The organism is Labrenzia sp. C1B70, from assembly GCF_000475395.1.
Taxonomy (GTDB): Bacteria; Pseudomonadota; Alphaproteobacteria; order Rhizobiales; family Stappiaceae; genus Roseibium; species Roseibium algicola.
Window position 1 is genome coordinate 1 of the sequence record NZ_AXCE01000023.1, and the last position, 19,587, is coordinate 19,587.

The 19,587-nt window shown below is 53.7% G+C and carries 12 protein-coding genes and 3 pseudogenes; 6 read left to right on the plus strand and 9 right to left on the minus strand.

The window, feature by feature from the left end; genetic code table 11:
• On the plus strand, nt 1–358 hold a 358-nt coding region (locus Q666_RS53470), incomplete at its 5' end, for a tyrosine-type recombinase/integrase (protein ID WP_023014565.1).
• 412 nt (nt 359–770) lie between these two features.
• On the opposite strand, the gene Q666_RS65990 is transcribed toward Q666_RS53470, so the two are convergent.
• The 6 genes and pseudogenes from Q666_RS65990 to Q666_RS53495 form a co-directional block, all read right to left on the minus strand.
• Entirely contained in the window at nt 771–1,019 is a 249-nt protein-coding gene (locus Q666_RS65990; RefSeq protein ID WP_152533393.1) for a hypothetical protein, read from the minus strand.
• A 191-nt stretch (nt 1,020–1,210) separates the two neighbouring features.
• Complete coding sequence (locus tag Q666_RS53480; RefSeq protein WP_022998220.1) at nt 1,211–1,780, minus strand: recombinase family protein; 570 nt, start codon at nt 1,778–1,780, stop codon at nt 1,211–1,213.
• A gap of 118 nt (nt 1,781–1,898) precedes the next feature.
• Nucleotides 1,899–2,495 (minus strand): hypothetical protein, encoded by a 597-nt coding sequence (locus Q666_RS53485; RefSeq protein ID WP_152533394.1) that lies wholly within the window; start codon nt 2,493–2,495, stop codon nt 1,899–1,901.
• Nucleotides 2,496–2,777: 282 nt separating this feature from the next.
• Nucleotides 2,778–5,762: pseudogene (locus tag Q666_RS53490) on the minus strand (Tn3 family transposase).
• A gap of 1,191 nt (nt 5,763–6,953) precedes the next feature.
• A pseudogene (locus Q666_RS66960) lies at nt 6,954–7,129 on the minus strand (type II toxin-antitoxin system ParD family antitoxin); the annotation flags it as partial.
• Between the two features lie 442 nt (nt 7,130–7,571).
• A complete protein-coding gene (locus tag Q666_RS53495; RefSeq protein ID WP_022998215.1) occupies nt 7,572–8,009 on the minus strand; it encodes a MucR family transcriptional regulator in 438 nt (145 codons plus the stop codon).
• A gap of 427 nt (nt 8,010–8,436) precedes the next feature.
• Here Q666_RS53495 and Q666_RS53500 point away from each other — a divergent pair, with 427 nt between their 5' ends.
• On the plus strand, nt 8,437–9,315 hold the full coding sequence (locus Q666_RS53500; protein WP_022998214.1) for a hypothetical protein: 879 nt from the start codon (nt 8,437–8,439) through the stop codon (nt 9,313–9,315).
• A 1,079-nt stretch (nt 9,316–10,394) separates the two neighbouring features.
• On the opposite strand, the gene Q666_RS66250 is transcribed toward Q666_RS53500, so the two are convergent.
• On the minus strand, nt 10,395–10,544 hold the full coding sequence (locus Q666_RS66250; RefSeq protein ID WP_022998212.1) for a hypothetical protein: 150 nt from the start codon (nt 10,542–10,544) through the stop codon (nt 10,395–10,397).
• 137 nt (nt 10,545–10,681) lie between these two features.
• Complete coding sequence (locus Q666_RS53505) at nt 10,682–11,086, minus strand: hypothetical protein (RefSeq protein WP_022998211.1); 405 nt, start codon at nt 11,084–11,086, stop codon at nt 10,682–10,684.
• A gap of 813 nt (nt 11,087–11,899) precedes the next feature.
• Between Q666_RS53505 and repA the strand changes: the two genes are divergently transcribed.
• From repA to Q666_RS53525, 4 genes are all read left to right on the plus strand, one after another.
• A complete protein-coding gene (repA, locus tag Q666_RS53510) occupies nt 11,900–13,126 on the plus strand; it encodes a plasmid partitioning protein RepA (RefSeq protein WP_022998210.1) in 1,227 nt (408 codons plus the stop codon).
• Nucleotides 13,123–14,109, plus strand: a complete 987-nt coding sequence (gene repB / locus Q666_RS53515) for a plasmid partitioning protein RepB (protein WP_022998209.1) — start codon at nt 13,123–13,125, stop codon at nt 14,107–14,109. The genes repA and repB overlap by 4 nt, the downstream gene beginning before the upstream one ends.
• A 283-nt stretch (nt 14,110–14,392) precedes the next feature.
• Nucleotides 14,393–15,649, plus strand: coding sequence for a plasmid replication protein RepC (gene repC, locus Q666_RS53520; RefSeq protein WP_031268298.1), 1,257 nt, complete (start codon nt 14,393–14,395; stop codon nt 15,647–15,649).
• A 144-nt stretch (nt 15,650–15,793) separates the two neighbouring features.
• A complete protein-coding gene (locus Q666_RS53525) occupies nt 15,794–16,555 on the plus strand; it encodes a TIM barrel protein (RefSeq protein WP_022998207.1) in 762 nt (253 codons plus the stop codon).
• Nucleotides 16,556–16,676: 121 nt separating this feature from the next.
• On the opposite strand, the pseudogene Q666_RS53530 reads toward Q666_RS53525, so the two are convergent.
• Nucleotides 16,677–19,563: pseudogene (locus tag Q666_RS53530) on the minus strand (Tn3 family transposase).
• Between the last annotated feature and the right edge of the window lie 24 nt (nt 19,564–19,587).

Sequence of the window (19,587 nt, forward strand, 5' to 3'; positions counted from 1 at the left end):
TTCGGTTCTTCTGATCGGACGCAGTGTCGATGCGCTGAAGGCCTGGCTGGAAGCGGCCCGGATTCAGGACGGGGCCGTCTTCCGCGCGATCGATCAGTGGGGCAACCTGAAAACCCGCGCCCTCACCCCGCAATCGGTGAATGCCATCGTCAAGAAACGCTGTGCACTTGCCGGACTGGACCCGCAGGACTTTTCCGCGCATGGCTTGCGCTCCGGCTTTCTGACGGAAGCGGCCAACAGGGACATTCCGATCCAGGATGCCATGCTGCAGTCCCGGCACAGGTCCCTCGCCCAGGCGTCCAGCTATTACAGCGATGCCGGGCGCAGCAGACGACGGTCGGCCAGATTGTTGGGGTGAGATCCAAGGGAAGAAGTATCAAATAAAGACTCGGACAGATCATGTAGCAGAACTGTCCGGATCAATTTTTCTCAATAAATAAGTCTACCGGCCAGTGTAGTTAAGTATCCTAAAAATAATGAATAAGAGATGCTCATATTCCGTAGAGGAGCACAAGCGACGTGTGGTTGTTGGAAAGAAAAAGAGGTATATATTTTGAGTTTTCTGATCTCTTTTTTCTACTGCCGCCAGCCGAGGTTGGTTTCTAGCATCATGCCAATCGTTCGCCGTCAATAGCGTGATACCCCACAAAAAAATAGCGCGGGGTAAGAATGTCCGTGAGCTAGCACAGCGCAATCCGTCAACGCCATCGTCAAGAAGGCCCAAGGGGCCCGAGTGTGCACATTTGGGCGTCTTGAGGAACAAACAGGGATCAATTTCTTTCGCGTGATTTAGCCAGCAGCATGCCGATGATGTCGGATGAGAATTTATACTTTCGCCGGTCCGAGAGGCGCTCGGCATTGACCGGATATTTCGGCCGTCTCGGTTCGAGTCCAGTGACGCGGAACCGTTCACCGCGATCATCGAACTCTTTGCCAAAGTCTGACGGGTCCAATCCATACTGAGGTGCGAGGATTTCGAACATTTCCCTGTCGGGCTCAAACAGCGAACCGTCTTCCATGGGAAGACCGAGACGGATTGTGTAGGAAAGGCCAACGCGAAGATTGACATCGTGGAGATCATCGTCTGCGAAGCACAAGCCGTGCTTTTCCGCAATTTCCCGGCAGGCAGTCCGCATCTCGTCTTGCAGCTTTGCGCAAATCCCAGGCGTAAGATTCTTCAGTCGCTTTTTCTGAGGCTGAACGTTCCCACTCATGCCGGATCCTTCAAATCTTTCTTTGCCTTGTAGACCGTGCCTCGGGAAACACCCAACTCACGGGCGATCTCGGTCGGTGACAAGCCTGCAGACAGCTTTTCGCGTATTTCCGCCATGCTGATTCTGGGTGGCCGCCCCCGGTACACACCACGCTGTTTCGCAGCTGCAATTCCTTCGGCCTGGCGTTCGCGGCGCAAGTTGGTTTCGAATTCCGCGAACACGCCCAACATGTCGAAGAAAGCTTTGCCAGCAGCTGTTGACGTGTCCACCGGTTGCTCGGTCGCAGCCAGATGGGCCCCTTTTTCCTTCAAACGAGCAACGATGGTCTGCAAGTCACTCAAAGACCGGGCCAACCGATCGATCCGCGTCACCACAAGGGTTTCGCCGGGGTGGATGAAGTCAAGAATGGTTTTCAGCTCCGGCCGGCCATCAAGACTGGCACCGCTCTTTTGTTCCGCCCTCACCATGCCGCATCCGGCGGCCTTCAGCGCTGTCATCTGCGCATCAAGGTTCTGGTCAGTCGTCGATGTGCGCGCATATCCGATTTTGGATTGAGAAGTGTTCATTTTGGGTGTGCCCGAATCTATTTTTGTTTATTAACACGAAACAGACCCATAATGAACATCTCTGATGACAGATTGCGTGTTCATGAGGCTTGGCGCTGTGGGTATACCCAAAATGACGTCAAGAGACCTCAACTGAGGATGTGATTTCATCCAGCCATTCAATGGCGCCGGGAATTTGTCTCCACGCTGTGCCATTGGCATCAACATAGCTCGATGCCTGGTCCTTGCCACCCAAGGTCACATAGTCACCGACGGGAACTGTTGGCACGCGGCCGGAGAGCATGCCCGGAACATGGCGGTTGGTTTCAAAGGCGAGCCCGGCGATATCTTCCGCATTTTCCGCCTCTTCAAAATAGGCGATCAACGCCCGCGTATACTGAATTTCCGGCGAATACTCGTCGGCGCACTGTTCCATGAGCGATTTCAGCATGTCCATCTTGCCCATTTCGAGGAGCTTCGCCACCAGAATGTAGCGAATACCCTGGTTGTCGCCGGGGTTCAGAATAAGCATTTCCCTATAGTTCTGGATCGCTGACTCTTTTTCTCCAGCATCCCAGAGAACTTCTCCAAGTTCTCCGCGGGCTCGCATGTATGGCCGGGTTTCCAGGACGCCCCAGAAATGTCCTTCGTTTTCCTTTAGTCCGCCTTCTCCCAATGCGAGTTCTCCCGCGGCTACAGCTCGTTCAATCATCTGCCGCCGTTCGCTGTTGGACAAAGAAGGCCGTTCTGCAAGGGTGAGCCACGCATCGGCGCAAAACACCGATAGTTTCAGTGCCTGCCGGGCCAGAGCAAATCGGCTGCGGCCGTCTGGCGTTTCCCAGGAATCATAGACAAGCTCCTGTGCCTGCCAAAGCGTCTCATCGTTGACCGCGCTCTTGTATTCGGCGGAAGACGGCCGGAGAGATCTCGGATCCGGAAACACTGACAGATCCGACGCCGTTCGAACGGTTGAGCGTTGTTTGCGAGGCTTCTTTGACGTTGGCATTTCCGTCTCCGATTAAGCAGCCATGAGTTCAAAGTCGATCCGTTTATCCAGATCGATGTCGAAGCGGCCATAAGGGTTGATGTGGGAATGGATGGTTGGCGACAGGCGACAATCGCCGTCCGCAGAAAGCCGGGCCAACCATGCCGGCCCCGTCAGAACACTCTGCATCATGCGCGTGTTCACATACACCATTGACGCCTAGAGAAGGTGCAGAGCATGGGCGGAAAGCTCCTGATCGGCAATCCGGTTGCTGGCGATCTCGCCGCCCTTGCCGAAGAACACAAAGCTGTTGGTGCTGTTCCAGTTCTCAACCACGTTCAGGCCGTCATGGATTTCCCGGCGGAAGGCTTCCGAGCGGAGATAGCGGCACAGGAAAATCGTCTTGATCGCACGGCCGAGCTCCGCCAGAGCCTTATAGGTCGGGTGCATCACATCCGAACGGGCGAACCGGCGCAAAATCGCTTCAGGATCGGCCGTGCCGGTCTGCATGGCTGCCGCATACTTGACCATTTCATCATACTGACGCTCGATCTCGTCCCAATCGATCGGTTTCGATAAAATCGGCAGGAGATTGGGCAGCTTGCCGCGCATGTCCGCAAAAGGTATTGCCAGTTTCTGGCGCGCGATCGCTTTCAACCGCGGAGCCAGGTCAAACCCGAGCAGATGACAGAAGGCAAAGCCCACGACGCTCTGGCCGTGGCTGTCCACATAATGACGCTGGATCTCCATGTCCGTGCAATGCCGCAAAACCCCTTCGATCATCGAGGCAACCTCGGACGAGGAACAACGCTTCAGGCGGGAATAGACACAGGTCGATTCCCGTTCCACATGCCAGTAGATCATCACTCCACGACCGCCATAACGGGCATGCCACTCGCTCATCAGGTTCCGGTCCCAAGCGCCGAACTTGGTGGAATCCGATGCGCAGGCTGTTCCGGCTTCGCCCCAGATCAGAGGATTGCGCACCGCGAGCGTGGCGTTGGCAACCCTGGCACAAGCTTCCCGCAGGGAGGGCCCATCGAGATAGCGGCGGCTGACATGCTTCAGTTCGTCGTATGATATGTCCGGAACACCGGCCGCAATGCGTTTAAAGCCCGCATTCGTGCCGAGACCATAGAGACACAGCAACAAGCGTCGATCACGAACAGCTCGCGGCAGAGCTTCCCGGCTGGCCGAGGTTTCGAATGCATCGAGAAAGCCGGTCTCAAGGGCCGTTTCCTTCAAAGTGTCGAGAAGCCCTGTCATCGGCCAGCGGCGGTTGATCTCCGATTTCAAAGCGACAAGTCCCTTCGGTTCCGGCTGCGGATCAAAAGGCGTAACACAGATCCTGTTCTTCCCATGCCAGCGTAGCCGGACCTTGTCATTCGCAGGCAGTGTCGCATTCAACAGAAGAAGTTCCTGTTCCAACTGTGCCCGCACCGACCGGACAAAGTTGCCGGCATCCTGGGTCAGGTTCAGACCGGAATAATAGACATCGCGCTGCTCCGCAAAATCACCAGGAAGATCCTCATCCGGGTTGCGGTATCGGTCCGACCCGGCAATCCAGATTTCCTTGGCGCGGATCCGCTCCCGCAACTGGGTCAGGACACAGAGCTCATAAGAGATGACATTCAAGCGGCCGCGCTCGTCAATCACGGTTTTCCGCCATTTGGCCGGGATCGATCCTTCCGGCGCGAATGCGACCGGGGCAAACCGGCGACCGTCTTCATTCAGACGACTGACCAGAGACAGCGCATCAAGGATCGGCCGCCAGGTCTCGTTGTTGGACCGGAACTCCAGTACGGACAAGAGTGGCGGCAACATGCGCCGGTAGTGATTGGCATAAGATCCCCGCATCACCGTCTGGATACGAGTGTCCAACGTTCCCTTCGCGCGGTGTTCCTCGATGATCGCCTTCAGACGGGCGGCACCCGCAACTGGAAAAATGACTTCGGCCACTTTGCCGTCCGGCGTCTCCATTGCCGCTGTGGCGATGTTCACCAGAAGGCGCTCCTCGCCATGCACCTTCTCAATGTCGGTTGCAATCCGGTTGATCACCTTCCGCCGGGACTTTGTGCCGATCCGGTGCACCACCTCGATCAGCAGGTCCACCAGCCCGTCCAGCAACTGCGCACGGCGCGACATTATATATATGGCCAACAGACCAAGCCGTTTCGTCTCGCCGTGCCGGCGCATTTCCGCGGCGGTCTCGCCTTCGACGCGGCGCATCAGCATTTTGATCCAGGACGGATGGATCGAGGCTACGACTTCAAATGGCAAAACCAGAGACTGCACGAATTCAAGCCGGCTGGCGGCATCGAGTACATTGTCCAGCGTGGCGGCGCCGACATCCTCCTTCAACCGCAGAAATCCATGCTGCCCGCGCGGGTCGGACAGGCTCGCCTCTAGTGCAAGGCGTGTTTCCACTGGCATACGACCACAAATCTCATCGAGCAATCGTTCGGAAAATGCGTGCAGCGCGGAGCGCGTCAAACGCTCCATGATTGCTCGGGAGGGGATGAAAACTTTGTTTTGCAGAGCCCATGCGTAGCCCTTTTCTGCAAGCTCGGCCGAATTGGCGCCAACTGATCCGGCGATCTCCGACAGGTGCTCACAAAGTGCCGTCCTATCCTCTTCAACGGCGCGCCGAAAGCCAAGGAAACGAAGAATTTGTAAACGGTGGCGGCGGGCGATGTCGCCGGCCAGCTTGTAAGTACCTGCAAGCACCACCGGTTCTCCGGTTTGATCGCAAACATAGTCGATTGCATCCTGCGCAATCTCATCCAGCGAGGACGGGAAATAGCCATGGCACCGAAAAAACAACAGCTGAGCCGCAACGCCAATCCGCGTCTGATGCCGGTAGCCGTGAACAAACTCAAGGTCCGAAAAGGACAGGCTCCACACTGAAATATCTTCGAAGTCCAGTGCACAAATCCTCCAGAGAAAGTGCAATTTCTGGCACTTCCATAAGGAGGTCAACAATTCAAGCGACCACCCTTTGTTCCGCAAGACGCCCAAATGTGCACGCTCGGGCCTCTTGGGCCATGCTGCAGTCCCGGCACAGGTCCCTCGCCCAGGCGTCCAGCTATTACAGCGATGCCGGGCGTAGCAGACGACGGTCGGCCAGATTGTTGGGGTGAGATTGTGGAACCGTATCGATCTGGTCGGATGTCGATTGACGTCCGGCCAGATCTTTTTGTTGCAATGAATGCACGGCCCCATCGACCGCTAGTAAGATTTTAGCAATACTTTAGCTTTGCGAATAACTTCGCGGCAAGCAAGCGACTGACGGTTGAGGCGAAAAAGTGAACTCGTGTATGCGGTGCACTGTGATATCTTGTTGTTTAAAAAATGGAAAAGGCCAATTTTCTCATATTTGCGCCATTTAAGACTGATGTTCTAGGTAAACACTTAGCGTCAGAAAGGCTGAAACGAGCCTCGATAAGTCTCAGAAAATAGGCCTCTCGTAGCGACTAATACGAAGAGTGATCAAAATAAAGACAACTTTTAGTAAAGTAAAAATGTCAATATTCCGGAGTGTGTTCTTTGGCTAAGAACTGATAGTATTTCTAGGCACCGTTGATCAAGTGCATTGTCACTGCAGCGTGCTCTCAACGAATTCGCCTGTGAGTGAGAGCGCGCTGCTTTTTCATTTTGGAGCGATTTCAATAAATTCCCGGCAAAACATGGTTTAAGAGGTGGCAGTTGTACCACCCTTACCCCACAACGAAATTAGCGTTGGGTAAATATGTCCGTGAGTTACCAAAGCTCAATCGGAACTGGTGTTTGGTCTGTCTGCGGCGATTTTTGATGGACGGTGTTGTTTCGAACCTCGGAAGAGTTCCGCGATCCAAATCGATCAGTACGAAAATCGGTTTGTATGATTACTTCCGCATCAGCCGCACCGGACGATGTTGATATTGCGAATTTTGAACACTAGTCCCTCGCCCTTTCCAATATTGTCGAACCGTTTTTCGTGGAGATCTTTGCCGAACGTCAATTTGCCCCGTTGCCAACACGCGAGAACGAAAAGACCTAGCGTTTGCGGCAAGTTATCCGCCAGATTGTTAGGTTATGCTCTCCGGACTTGAAAACTAGTGAGGGACTTCGCTGCCGTGAAGCTAGATATTTATCTTCGATGACTCCGATCATCGCTTCCACAAGGTTTCCCCTTTTTGCTGCAGACACAGCAGAACCATTCATTCTCTATCCGATGAGCTCGCGGAGAGCCTGTGTTTTGGGTGACACCAGGCCGGTTTTCTAGTGCAAAAACTCCAGGCCCTGTCGCAGTACTGATGTCAGACTTGAAATTTACCGGCTTCAACAGGGAAGCGTGCAAAGGCATCCTGCTGTTGGGTCAACGAAATAGAGGGCTTGATGCTCACCTTTGTTCTCTTTCCGCAAGGAGCTGCTATCTCGTAGCATTGAGGTCAAGATCCTCGACACAACTATTTTATTGGTCCGAATCTGCATGGAGTTCATTCGTCTACGACACGTAGCTTAGTCTTGGAAGCTATTCTTGGGCCGAGTTTCTGGCCAATTGAGCTCAATGCGGACCGAGACTCGTTTTCTGTCCAGCTCGTGCGCCCTCCCCCGCACAGTTCGGTGCGAACATTGCATATTCGGCGTGCAGTTGCTGATCTGTCAGGATATCGAGGGCATTACCTGATACCAAGCCGATCTGGCCGGTTATTTTTTGAAATCCGGTCAGATCTATTCTTCGCAATCGATGTCAATCGCAGCCAAAATGCTTCAGGTATAGCCTTACTACTCCCCGTCACAAGAAGATTATAGGCGCGGGGTAGCGAAGCTAGGGTGTTGCGGGGCTTAGCTTCGGTTTTTCCTTGCGTTTCTTTGACCTAGGCCCATTTTTTTGGCCAAAGCAGATCGTGTAGCAGCGTAGTTTGGGGCAACCATCGGATAGTCCAGCGGCAGGTTCCACTTGGCTCTATAATCTTCGGGTGAAAGGTCGTAGTGGGAACGCAAATGTCGCTTGAGAGATTTGAACCTCTTGCCGTCTTCCAGACAGATGATGTAGTCGCCAGTAACGGATTTCTTGATCGGTACTGCGGGAACCAGTTCTTCTACTAATGGTTCCTGCGCCTTCTGTGCTGCTGAAGTCAGAGCCATGTGAACGGATGATATTAGGTCTGCCAATTCCGGAGAGGCAACCGTATTATTGGACACATAGGACGAAACGATTTCGCATGTAAGTTCAACGAATGCAGCGTCCTGCACGATGTCGTTCTCTGATTTATTGGTCATGAATTTCCTTGTGGGACGGGTGTCTCGTAAAAAGAAGCGCCGATAGTTAGTTTTAGAAGAATAGGTTGGTACCTCTTGTTTTGCATTTATTAATTCTACAATTTTGAGCAAAGTAAAGGGTCTTTTTTGATGTAGTCCTTGAGTGTAACGCTTGCGACGGTTCGGGTATTTTTTACTCGAGGCCTGGTTACGTCACTTTCTGACGAGCCGTTTCCATTCTTGAACCACGTTGCTGAGGGCAGGATATAACAGCTTTATTGCGGCCTCGTAACTGGGGAGCTGTCGCGTGTTCGGCCGACTGAAACACTTCTCCTGATTTCCAATCTAATGGCCTGGCGCTTGCTGTGTCGCCGGTCATAGGCAAGGTCTCCTTGCGAAGCTTATTTGTACGTCAACAGCAATCCAGACTTATCTGAGGGATGAGACTATGCCACTTACCAGGCAACAATTCGGGCGTGACATCAATGCGGTCGTAGACGTCTACCGAGCCGACAACGCCTGGGTTAATCGCTGGGCACGTTGGAACCAGCGCAATCACATGGACCATTACATCGATGCTGCTTTCCGGCTTTACGATGCGACTGCACGGAACCAGTTGGGCATGACGCTTCTGGGAGGCACTGGAATCCGAACCTGTAAGGAATTGATCGCCAATTTCGGGATTACTGCTGCCAATGGGATCCAGGACCAGCAAACGGTCTGGATTGCACAGCAGGAAGAATACCGGCGAAGGAGAGGAAGGGGCGAGGGTCAGGGCGATGGAAATGGCCCGGTAGCCAGAAACCCCGTGGCGGTACAAGGCGTCGGGAGTATTTTAAGTGAAAAGGACTGGACACCAATTCTGAATGACGCCCTTATCATCGGCGCAGCGACGGGCCATCAGACATTCCACATTGCGCTTGAAGCCAAGGAAGGCCCTATCTGGCGACAGTGCGAAGAAGAAGCCAGGGCATGGCAGGCCCTGAACCAAGGCATTCGGATCGATTATCCCACATGGGCCTGGCAGGAGTTCATGAACCGGAACATCGGAATGCTCTGGGACCAGAACTATAATGTACCAAGAGTGTTAGCCCGGGAACTAATCGGGCTGTCCTTTGCCGGATACCGGCCGGTTTTCCGCTACCAAGAACTCTTTTTTATGCCTAATCCCGCTGCGCCGGACCCCACGTTCAGAGAGTATGCCGTTGGTCTGAGGCAACTGGGCTTCCATACGAACCTCCAACGGGCCAATGTGATGCGGCACATTTCCGAATTTCTGTTTGACGACCGGAGAGCGGTCTGCGTTCCCGGTGACGAGTATATCTGATCGGGAAGCGTTGCCGTCTGACAAAGCAATCCGGTATCGTTTCCTGGAATTGATGAGCATTTTAACCTGAACTTTCCCTTGTTGTTAGTGACCACATCATGGCGATCAAAACGCCTTAAGAGCACCGGAGGGCGTGGTCCTTTTGGGTCAGAAGAAATTTCGTTTGACCACGCATGCCGCGATACAGACAGCAGGAATGCAAACCAGTGCGCGGAGCGCGACGCCATTCTATGCGTACGAAAACGCTGAAAATCTGATTGCCGATTAATCCGGCCAATTTTTGTGGAGCAGGAAGAAATCGATTTCGGCTGGTCGTGCACTGGGATGAAGCGAAAGAGCTTCAACATCTTCTTGCGGATAGCTTCGTTGTTATTGTTGAGCAGCTTACCTCAGGATGGCAAGGATGGACATGCGGACCAGCTGTTACAGCCTGGTAGGATCCTGGGGAGGGGCGAATGGATGCACCTTTAGTAACAGAACAACGCATGTGCATGATCCACGGAAACAGTGGAGTGAAGAGTTTTGCGCATTTGAACTTGCGAGAGTGTTGAGATTATACGGCCTCATCCGATCGCGCTGACCAAGCTTATCAGCTGATAAGTTTCGCTCGAAAGGCAGGCCGCGCTCATTAGCTTATAGGAGTGCCCAAAAAAACGCAGCCTCGTCACCTATTGGCAATATGCTTGAGTAATTCAGCCACAATGAGCGGTGGGCTAGCCTCGTGACCCTACTTAAATTCTGGATGGTGGTCAAAACAACTCGGGTCTCAGCATCTTTCATGGTCACTGTAGCGAGTAAGGCTGCATATATCGTCCTTAAGTGCGCCTTACGACTAGCTAGGGGGACTTATCAATTGATAAGTTGCTTTAAGCGCTCTGCCATGAGCAACAAGCCTACGGCCTTTCTAGGTCGAGTTTTCCGGCAGCGCTGTCTCTGGTGTTTAGCGTAAGGCCCAAAACATTGAGGCATCTGGAAGATGAGCCGCGATTATAAAAGCGCTTGAAACGGCTGGTAAGGAGAGGAAACGTATTATGCCAGCCGCGCCGGATTGTAGGAGCGTATGCTCGCGAACAGGACATTTAAACAAGGTCAAACGTCTGCACCTTGCCTGCGGCAGGAAAGATCATCTTCTCCGCGAGCGGGCTTTCAAGTAGCTCATCAATATCCTTCGTGTGGCTGCACGCCGTCAGGGTTGCAGGATCTTCGGTGGCGGCCGACAGTTTGGTCAAGGTTTACCCACGAACGGAACTATTGAACTTGCAGGTCGACACGGCAAGGATGACAGTCAGGCAGGTCCCGTCGTCCGTATTCGTGCCCAGCCAACAGCCTGGCACTAGACACAATCGGAACTGACTCTGGTGAGGCGTTAGCAAGCGTCTGCATTGCGAGTGCCGGACCCCTCCACAAGCACGACGGAAAACAGCCAAGTGACGCTGCCTTTTTTGGTGAGAGTAAGCTCAGGAAAATGAACCGCAAGCTTCTTGTTTACAATATGTCCTTGACGGCGCCCACCCAGTTGAAACAGACACAGCCGGTCCGGCTCATCGTTTTTCAAGATGTCGTAGTCGAGATCGACACGGATGTCGACGCCGTCGGCATTGAACGCCTTGACGTGAAAGATGTAGGAGCGACCATCGCGAGAGATTGAGTTGCTGGTAGGAAGGATCTTGATCCTTTCCAGGGTGGTCGCCGTTGTGGCGTCAGCACTGGCTGTGGCGATTTCAATAACAACATGGGCGATGTCAGAAGAAGAGGTGGTCTGGTTTATCACGCGGCCAAGCTAGGCTGGCGCGCGCGTTCCAGTGAGCCTGACATCTGTTAGCCACAGCACCAAGAATGAATCTTGAGTATGGGTGGCCCGTATCAAACCAGCCTTGAAAGCGCCGCCCGTATCTGAATTTCACTTTCGCGGGTATAAACGTTTTTAAGCAGGGTTTAAACAGGCTTGAATGCTTTGCGTCTACCCGGGGCATTGGGGGCGAAGCCGATAAGGCCAACTGAATGCGTCAGCGAGGGACACGTCCGGCAGCTGCTTTTCCTCTTCTCATTTCATATCTGGGTACTCATCGATCCAGTGTATGGTGAGTAGCTGCAGGAATCCGTCCGCAGAGCGTTTGATGATCGGTTATGTCTACGTTACTGCCGTAGATAAGCTAGGGAGACTCACTACTGTATCCAGCTGAACACCTGCCAAAGAATCAGATTCGTCACCAATCGCAGGGAGCAAGTAACGCCTTGGTAATTGCAATCTGTGGAATTCGCACGTGGAACCCGCGATCGAGCTAGTGTCTTTTTGGCAAATTTGTCGAGAGATCAATCTGGTATTCTTTTAGACGACAACAATGGCGGATTCCCCGCAATCTATTGTAATATAGAGAGAATTGCAGGGTCGTCTATCATATCATTTTACTTCACAGACAGGTCGATTGCCAAATATCGCGTTGTAGCACTATCGAAGCGACGATTTAGGCCAAAACGTCGTTAAACTCTCGTTAACCTAATATTCCTTGCAATTTCTAGTGACATCATTCACTCCTGACGGCAAATAGGTCACCAACAAGGTGTTTGCCGTCAGGAGAGCCGAATGGCAGTAAGCGACAATCCAGCACACATTCTTCTCAAGCCGGATACGGCAAAGAAGATTGAGGATTATACGCGCCAACTCTCTGCAGAGTTGAATTCCATGCGTGCGCGGATGTATCCACCAGAGTCGCAAAAAGTCTTCGGGCGTACATTTTCGACCCTGGATCTGGTGAAGCTGCTGGGGATTCCGGAAAGCACTCTTCGGTCTTTGACTCTAGAAGGCAAAGGGCCGCAGCCAACCAGGACTGACAACAACAAGCGTATCTACAGCATTGAACAAGTCTGGGAACTCCGGAACTATCTAGCGGAACAGCGGCCTGAAGACGCATTACGCCTTCTGCCGCACCGTCGGGTAGGCGAGCGCCTTCAAGTTATTGCGACAGCGAATTTCAAGGGCGGATCCAGTAAGACGACGACCTCGGTTCATCTGGCGCATTATCTGGCCATCCAAGGATACCGCGTACTGTGCATCGATCTCGATCCACAGGCTTCTATGACCTCGACATTTGGGATACAGCCCGAATTCGACCTCGACTCGAACGAGACCGCTTATGCGGCCCTTCGATATGACGACGACCGCAAGGCGTTCGCAGAAATTATCCAAGCGACCTACTTTCCCGGAATTCACATCGTTCCTGGAAATTTGGAATTGATGGATTTCGAATTTGATACACCTTCCTATCTTGCGAACAACCACAGGGATGAGCTCGGACTATTCTTCGAACGACTGCGTAACGCGATTGCCTCTGTCGAGAGTAACTATGATGTAGTCGTTTTGGATACGCCTCCATCGCTGGGATACTCGACACTTGCAGCTCTCTATGCGGCGACAGCGCTCGTTATCACTGTCCATCCGGCAATGCTTGATGTGGCGTCATGCAATCAGTTTCTGATCATGATTTCCGAGCTGGCTGAAACGTTGGAGGCTTTTGGGGCAAAGTTTGATCACGAATGGATCCGGTTCCTGCTTACCAGAGTGAACCCGAATGACGGACCGCAAAAATACATGAGTGGAATAATCCGACGTCTGTTCGCAGAAGATGTACTGGTTGCCGAAGCTTGGGAATCCACTGCTATTGCTGCGGGTGGCGTAGCAAAGAAGTCGCTGTACGAGTTGGAGACTGGAGAAGTGGGCAGGGACGCCTACAAGCGTGCCCGGGAAAGCTCCGATCGGGTCAATGAGGAAATTCTCGACATCATCAAACGAGTTTGGGGACGAGAGGCATGAAGAAGTCGATTCTCCAACAGATGGCTGAAGGTGAGGGGAAAGATGTGGCCGACGTGGTGCCAAAGTCCCCTCGCCATCGCCGTATGGGATCTCCAGTAGTTGGCAACGTCGGCAAGGCGCTGACGAGCCTGTCGGGGGATACTGTGCTCTCGCTAAATCCTGACAAGATAGATCCGTCCCCATTCAGCGATCGGTTTGAAAAAGATGCGGCAGCAGCTGATGCATTGCAGGAGCTGAAAGTATCTATCGAGAGGGAAGGGCAGAAATTGCCCGTTCTTGTCCGACCACATCCTAGCGAAGAGGGCCGCTATCAGCTGGCGTATGGCCATCGAAGGACGGCCGTTCTACAGGAACTGCACAGGGAAACAGACAAACCGGAAACTGTCCGAGTTCGCGCCTATGTCCGCGAGCTTAGCGATGCTGAATTGATCAGGGAGCAGTCTTTAGAAAACGGTGTTCGCGAGAATTTGAGCTGGATTGAGCAGGCACTCTGGGCCGTTCAGCTGAAGAACGCCGGCATCAAGCAGCGCGAGATGGAACCGATTCTCGGCCAAAAGGAAACGAATATTTCGGTCCTTCTTAAAGTGGCCAATGCAATTCCAGACGATATTGTGCATGCCATAGGCCGAGCCAAGGGAGTAGGGCGACCGGCATGGGTCGAATTTTCAAAGCTGTTCGATGATCAAAATGTAGCCGATCGCATCCGCAAGATCGTTGAGGATCGTTCCTTCCTGGAAGGGGATGGCGCGGAGCGCATGAAGCTTGCTACTCGAGCTGCAAGGGGAAGACAAAAGTCAGATACAACAAAGTCGGCCCAAATCGAGATCCGTTCTGCTGGAAAAGTCCTGGGCAAGTTCAAAGAAACGATTTCGTCATCGTCGTTGACGTTTCCAAAAGCTGAAACTCGTTTTGCAAGATGGCTCAATGAGAGACTCCCGGAACTGCATGCTGATTTCCTTCGCCGAGACGGTGATCAGAATTAGTTTCCGGGCTTATGGATGGCCTGGCTTTCAGTGAAAGGAGAACGCGAGAGAGTAGAGATAAAATGAAAAGGGACCATCTGGCTGCAACCAGATAGCCCCAAATTCCATGGTTCAGATGGGAAAGTCCCAACGGAAACCCTAAGCAATTCCGTTGTAGTGCATCCCGAATCACCACGCAAGAGGCTTCTCGCGTGAACGGTGGATTTCTGCCGATTTTCCAAAACTGAACCTCCCAAATTGATAGGCGCCGGATGCAAAGTTGTGCCGGCGAACGGAGGTTGTTATGCCTACTGTTTCGAACGTCTCTTCTTTTAGAAGAGTGACGCCGGGAATTCTTGCAAGCGCACATCTGGCGTCTCAAGAGGATCGGCCTAAGGTCACCAAAAAAGAAGTCTCTCTGGTTTTGAAACGTGTCGCGCCAGCAATCGGTATAGATGGCACGGCTTACCACGTTCTGGATATTCTTCTGGGCCTCGTCCAGGCTGATGACTTTCAGTCAGGAAAGCGGCCGGTCGTCGCGATTTCCAATCAACGCCTGGCAGAATACACGCGGCGCACCACCCGCACCGTCACGCGCTGTCTGAAGAAGCTCGTGGAAGCGGGTGTTCTGGCATATAGGGACAGCCCGACCGGGCGACGTTTTGTCTACCGTGGTTCAGAGGGTGAGTTCGCCCAAGCATATGGATTGGATTTTACTCCTGCCTGTTTCAACCTGGAAGCCTTCAGAGACCAGGCGGACGCTTTTCAGAGACGCATTAAGGCTGAACAGGACGCGAAAAGAGCTGTTACACGGTATTCGCGTGCGATTGCTGACTTGACGGTGCTGGATCCAGCCGAATTTGAGGGTCTTGCCACTCAGGCACAGGCCATTGTGAACCGGAATGAACTAACAATTCTGGAAAAGGCGGCGGTTCTGGAATCACTTTATCAGGAAACGTTGGCTTCTCGTGATACTGAGACATTGGGAATACAGGATAAAATGTCATCCGCGGGTGACATTTATGTCAGCCCTTTACTTATTACAACCCAAACCGACTCTCTTGAAAGTAATAACAATCGGACTTGCTCTAACGAGCAAGAAGACAACCCAAAGACTGACAACGGCTTCGCCGTTGAAATGGCTCTAGAAAAAGAGCCTTGCGGCGCGGGTATCAAATCTCAACAACCGAAACAGCAAGCGGGGAGGGGGGGACCGAGCAAACTACCGGAAACAAACCTGGATGGCGTTTCTATTGGGCTTATTCAGTCCGCATGTTCAGCGGTGCAGGCGGAAACAGGCCTCAGCTTGAACAGTTGGCCGGCCCTTTGTGGTGCGGCGGAACATTTGCGCTTGCTGATCGGCCTCAGTCCTTCTGGATATCAGTTGGCTGTTGAACGGCAGGGTAAATATTTGGCCGCTGTGTGCCTCGTGGTGGTTGCCGAAAAGGCTCTGCGGGATCCGGAGCAGATCGTATCCCCGGGCGGATACTTCCGTGCCATGATCGATAGGGCAGGGGAGGGGAAGCTTCATCTCCACAAATCGCTGCACGGGTTGGTATAGGTTGGCAAAAATCATGGGGTCCCCCGTTCAACGATGTAGTCTTGGTCATGTCCGGAAACCATGTCCTGGTACACGCCAATCGCTAAGTTGCGGGCTAGGGCGCTTGGTTCATGGTCATTTCGACACTGAGTGGGACGACCAATTATGAAAGTTTCGGCTAATCTGGGGTTTCTCTACACGAACCTTTCCATTTTGGAACGGATCGCAAGTGCGGGGGAGGACGGGTTTGAGGCGGTGGAGTTCCACTGGCCTTATGACGTCACACCTCAGGAATTACGCGCCGCAATGGCGGCTGCCGGAGTTTCTGGCCTTTCGCTCAACACGCGCCGAGGCAACCTTGAAGCCGTGGAGTTTGGTCTTGCCGCACTTCCTGGCCGTGAAAATGAGGCTCGGGCGGCGATCATGGAGGCAGTTGAATATGCGGCAGCGTCAGGACTAGCCACGGTTCACGTGATGGCAGGCCTGGCAGATGGGCCTGCTGCGGAAGCGGCGTTTGTGGAGAACCTGAAATTCGCCTGCGACCGCGCTGCTGTTCACGGGATAGGCATCTTGATTGAGCCACTGAACCTTCGAGACGTCCCGGGGTATTTTCTGACTGGAACGGACCATGCCAGACGGGTCATAGCCGCTGCCGACCGGTCCAACCTCAGGATTCTATACGACGTCTATCACATGCAGATCATGCAGGGTGATCATGTCCGTACTTTAGAGGGGCTTGGCGACAGGGTAGGACATGTTCAAATCGCCGCGGTTCCCGATCGCACGGAACCAGACCAAGGGGAAGTCGACATGCACTGGTTGCTTGAGCGGATATCTTACTCAGGTTTTGTGGGTGCGGAGTATCGACCAACCCGGGAGCCAAGAGATTGGCTTAGGCGCTTCAGGACGATACGTGGTGCAGAGTGAAACACACCTGTCTTGCTCACCTCGGTGAAAAGCCTTTGGACGGTGGGAGATATCACAAAGCGCCAGGTGGAACTCGCCATCACTTCTGGGGGTCGGTTCCGGCTAGGGGCGGAATGACACCCTAAGACTTTGCCTCTATGGGCCAAAGATATTCGCCAGTTAGCAGGATATGAGCCCAGCCCAAGGGCGAGATGTGAGCCAAAAGCTCCGGGTTCACATCCAGGCCTTCATTCTGGCGTTCGGCGACAGCATGGCCAAGATGGATGGTATTCCAGTAAACGATGATCGCTGTGAGCAGGTTCAACCCGGCGATGCGGTAATGCTGCCCTTCGGTGGTTCGGTCGCGGATTTCGCCCTGCCTGCCTATGCGCAATGCATTTTTGAGCGCATGATGAGCCTCGCCTTTGTTCAGGCCGATCTGAGCGCGACGCTGCAAATCGGTGTCGAGGATCCATTCTATTATAAAGAGTGTTAGCTCAACACAGCCAACTTCCCGGAGCGCAGCTGCCAAATCGTTTTGCCGGGGATAGGATGCGAGTTTTCGGAGCAAATGGCTCGGTTTAATCTTGCCGGCAGCCATTGTGGCGGCGCACCGAAAGAGATCGGGCCAGTTTGCAACAATCAGCTCTTCGCGGATTTTTCCACCGACCAGGCTGCGCAAATCCTTAGGCGTTGCTGCGGGATTGAACACGTACAGGCGTTTCGAGGGTAAGTCGCGGATGCGCAGCACGAGCCGATATCCGAGCATGGCGCTGGTTCCAAAGAGGTGGTCTGTGAACCCCGCTGTATCGGCATATTGCTCGCCAATGCGCCTGCCGGTTTCATTCATCAGTAGGCCATCCAAGATATACGGCGCTTCGCTGACGGTTGCCGGAATTGCTTGCGACGCGAACGGTGCGAATTGATCATTGATGTGGGTGTAGGCTTTCAGGCCGGGCTCATTGCCGTACTTTGCATTGACCAAATTCATGGCCTCACCCTGTCGTGCCGACGGGAAAAACTGACCATCGCTTGATGCCGTTGTTCCCAAGCCCCAGAACCGGGACATTGGCAATTTCGCTCGCGCGCCCGCGACCGTCGCTAGCGCCTGGTCCATTGCTTCGGTCTCGACATGCCAGCGGGCTAAACGCGAGGGCTGCCGGTAATCATGTGTGTTCGAAGCCTCTGCCATCTTTCGGAGACCGAGGTTCAATCCCTCGGCAAGCAAGACGTTCAGCAAACCGACTTTGTCGCTGCATGGCGTTCCGGTTCTTAGATTGGAAAAGGCATCGGAGAAACCGATCGTCGCATCCACTTCCAGAAGGATGTCAGTTATTCGGATGGGCGGCATCCGGCGATAAAGATCGAGAACCAATTCTTGGGCATTTTCGGGAACATCAGCGGTCAGCCGGTCGATCCGCAGCGTTCCATTTTCTATGGTGCCATGAGGAATGGCCCCATCGCGCGCGGCGCGCGCCAGCCGCTTCAAACCGGCAGAAAGACGCGCTTTGCGATTCGCCAACCAGGCATGAGGATCAAGGGGAACGGATAACTTGGCGCTATCTTTCGCAGAGGCCAGTGGTACGAGGATCTGCTTGAGGTCGCCATATCGGTGGGAATGGTCGAGCCATACGTCTCCTGATCGGAAAGCATCCCTGAGATGGAACAGAACAGCGACCTCCCACAAGCGAAAGTCGCCTTCATCTTGCGCACGAAGATGGCGGTGCCATTTTGATTTCGGCCGCAAGAAAGTGGTATTGGCGGACGGCAATTCACCCATCGCGCCGATAGCTTTTGCTGCTGCAATCAAGGCTTCAGCTACTGGGGCAGCCTTCAGTTTCAGGCATCGCAACATCCGAGGCGCATAGCGACGAAAGCGATGATATCCTTGGCCGACATGGGCCAGCGGCTCACCGGACAGGGTACTGGTAAGTTGCGTCCCCGCGGCGACCAACTGTTCAAGCTGCTGCCATTCGACCGTTGAGGCCATCGCATTATCCAATGGCACGTCATCTTCGCGAGCTTCCAACAAAGAGGCCCCCAAGGCTGTGAAGCGTATCAGTGACAGCGGCTTTGGAACCGGCAATCCTCTCATCATAAAGCCGCTTTGCCTCTCGCCAGGTTTTCCCCACGATGCGATCATGGGTCTCGACGATGGCGTCGGCAATCGCCGCCTCCCATTCAACGGCGCAAACAGCGAGGATCGCCCACCGCCGGTCCGAAGTGATGTCACGCAGTCCGTCCGTGAAGTAGCGTTCTCCCTGTCGACGCAGACGTGCTATGCGGTGTGGGGGAATGTCGACAAGGACCTGTGGATCAATTCTTAGGCTGCGCAGGAACTCCAGCCGGTCAAGCAATCGGTTCGCAGACGCAAAGTTGCTGCCGACCTCGAACTGACGGAGCCAAATGAACTGGCTGATGTTGCCGTTCATCATTTCCGAAAGAAGTCCGTCTAATCGCTCGCGCATAGGCATGTCGAGCCTGTCAGCAATTCGGGTCTCGACATCTCTCTCGGCGGCGACGAGAGCGTCGGCGCACAGACGCTCGATGGTTGTTACCGCTGGAAGGATAGTCAGCATTTTCCTGCACTGTGCCACAAAGCGTTGCGCCAGATCCTCGTTGGATCTTGCATCTTCGACTTCATCAAAAAGCCAGTCCCGCAAATCACGTGCGCCGCGCCCCGCGAAAACCTTGTATCCATAGATCTTGCGCAACGCATCCATATGCTGTTGGCGGGTTTGGCGCCTCGCGGCATAAGTAAGCAGCGCGTCAGGGGCAATGCCGAGCTGAGCTCCGATAAAGGACAGAACTTCGTATGGGATGACTTCGCCAGGCACTAACGCGCGGCCGGGATATCGAAGGGCGCAGAGATGGAGAGCGAAACCGAGCCGGTTTTCCGGCCTCCGCCGTTCCCGGATGTGTTCGAGATCATCATCTGCCAGCGTGTAGTGTCTGAGCAGTGTGGGCTCGTCGGTAGGCAAATCAAAGAGTGCCGAGCGTCGCTCGCTGAGTATCTGTCGCCGCGGCATGCTGGAGTTGTCCCTATTGAGGTA

Bases quoted from the DNA above. Each gene is read 5' to 3' on its own strand.
- Q666_RS53480 (WP_022998220.1), bottom strand. From the start codon at position 1,780: ATGAACACTTCTCAATCCAAAATCGGATATGCGCGCACATCGACGACT.
- repB (WP_022998209.1), top strand. From the start codon at position 13,123: ATGAAGAAGTCGATTCTCCAACAGATGGCTGAAGGTGAGGGGAAAGAT.
- Q666_RS53495 (WP_022998215.1), bottom strand. From the start codon at position 8,009: ATGACCAATAAATCAGAGAACGACATCGTGCAGGACGCTGCATTCGTT.
- repC (WP_031268298.1), top strand. From the start codon at position 14,393: ATGCCTACTGTTTCGAACGTCTCTTCTTTTAGAAGAGTGACGCCGGGA.
- Q666_RS53500 (WP_022998214.1), top strand. From the start codon at position 8,437: ATGCCACTTACCAGGCAACAATTCGGGCGTGACATCAATGCGGTCGTA.
- repA (WP_022998210.1), top strand. From the start codon at position 11,900: ATGGCAGTAAGCGACAATCCAGCACACATTCTTCTCAAGCCGGATACG.
- Q666_RS53525 (WP_022998207.1), top strand. From the start codon at position 15,794: ATGAAAGTTTCGGCTAATCTGGGGTTTCTCTACACGAACCTTTCCATT.
- Q666_RS65990 (WP_152533393.1), bottom strand. From the start codon at position 1,019: ATGGAAGACGGTTCGCTGTTTGAGCCCGACAGGGAAATGTTCGAAATC.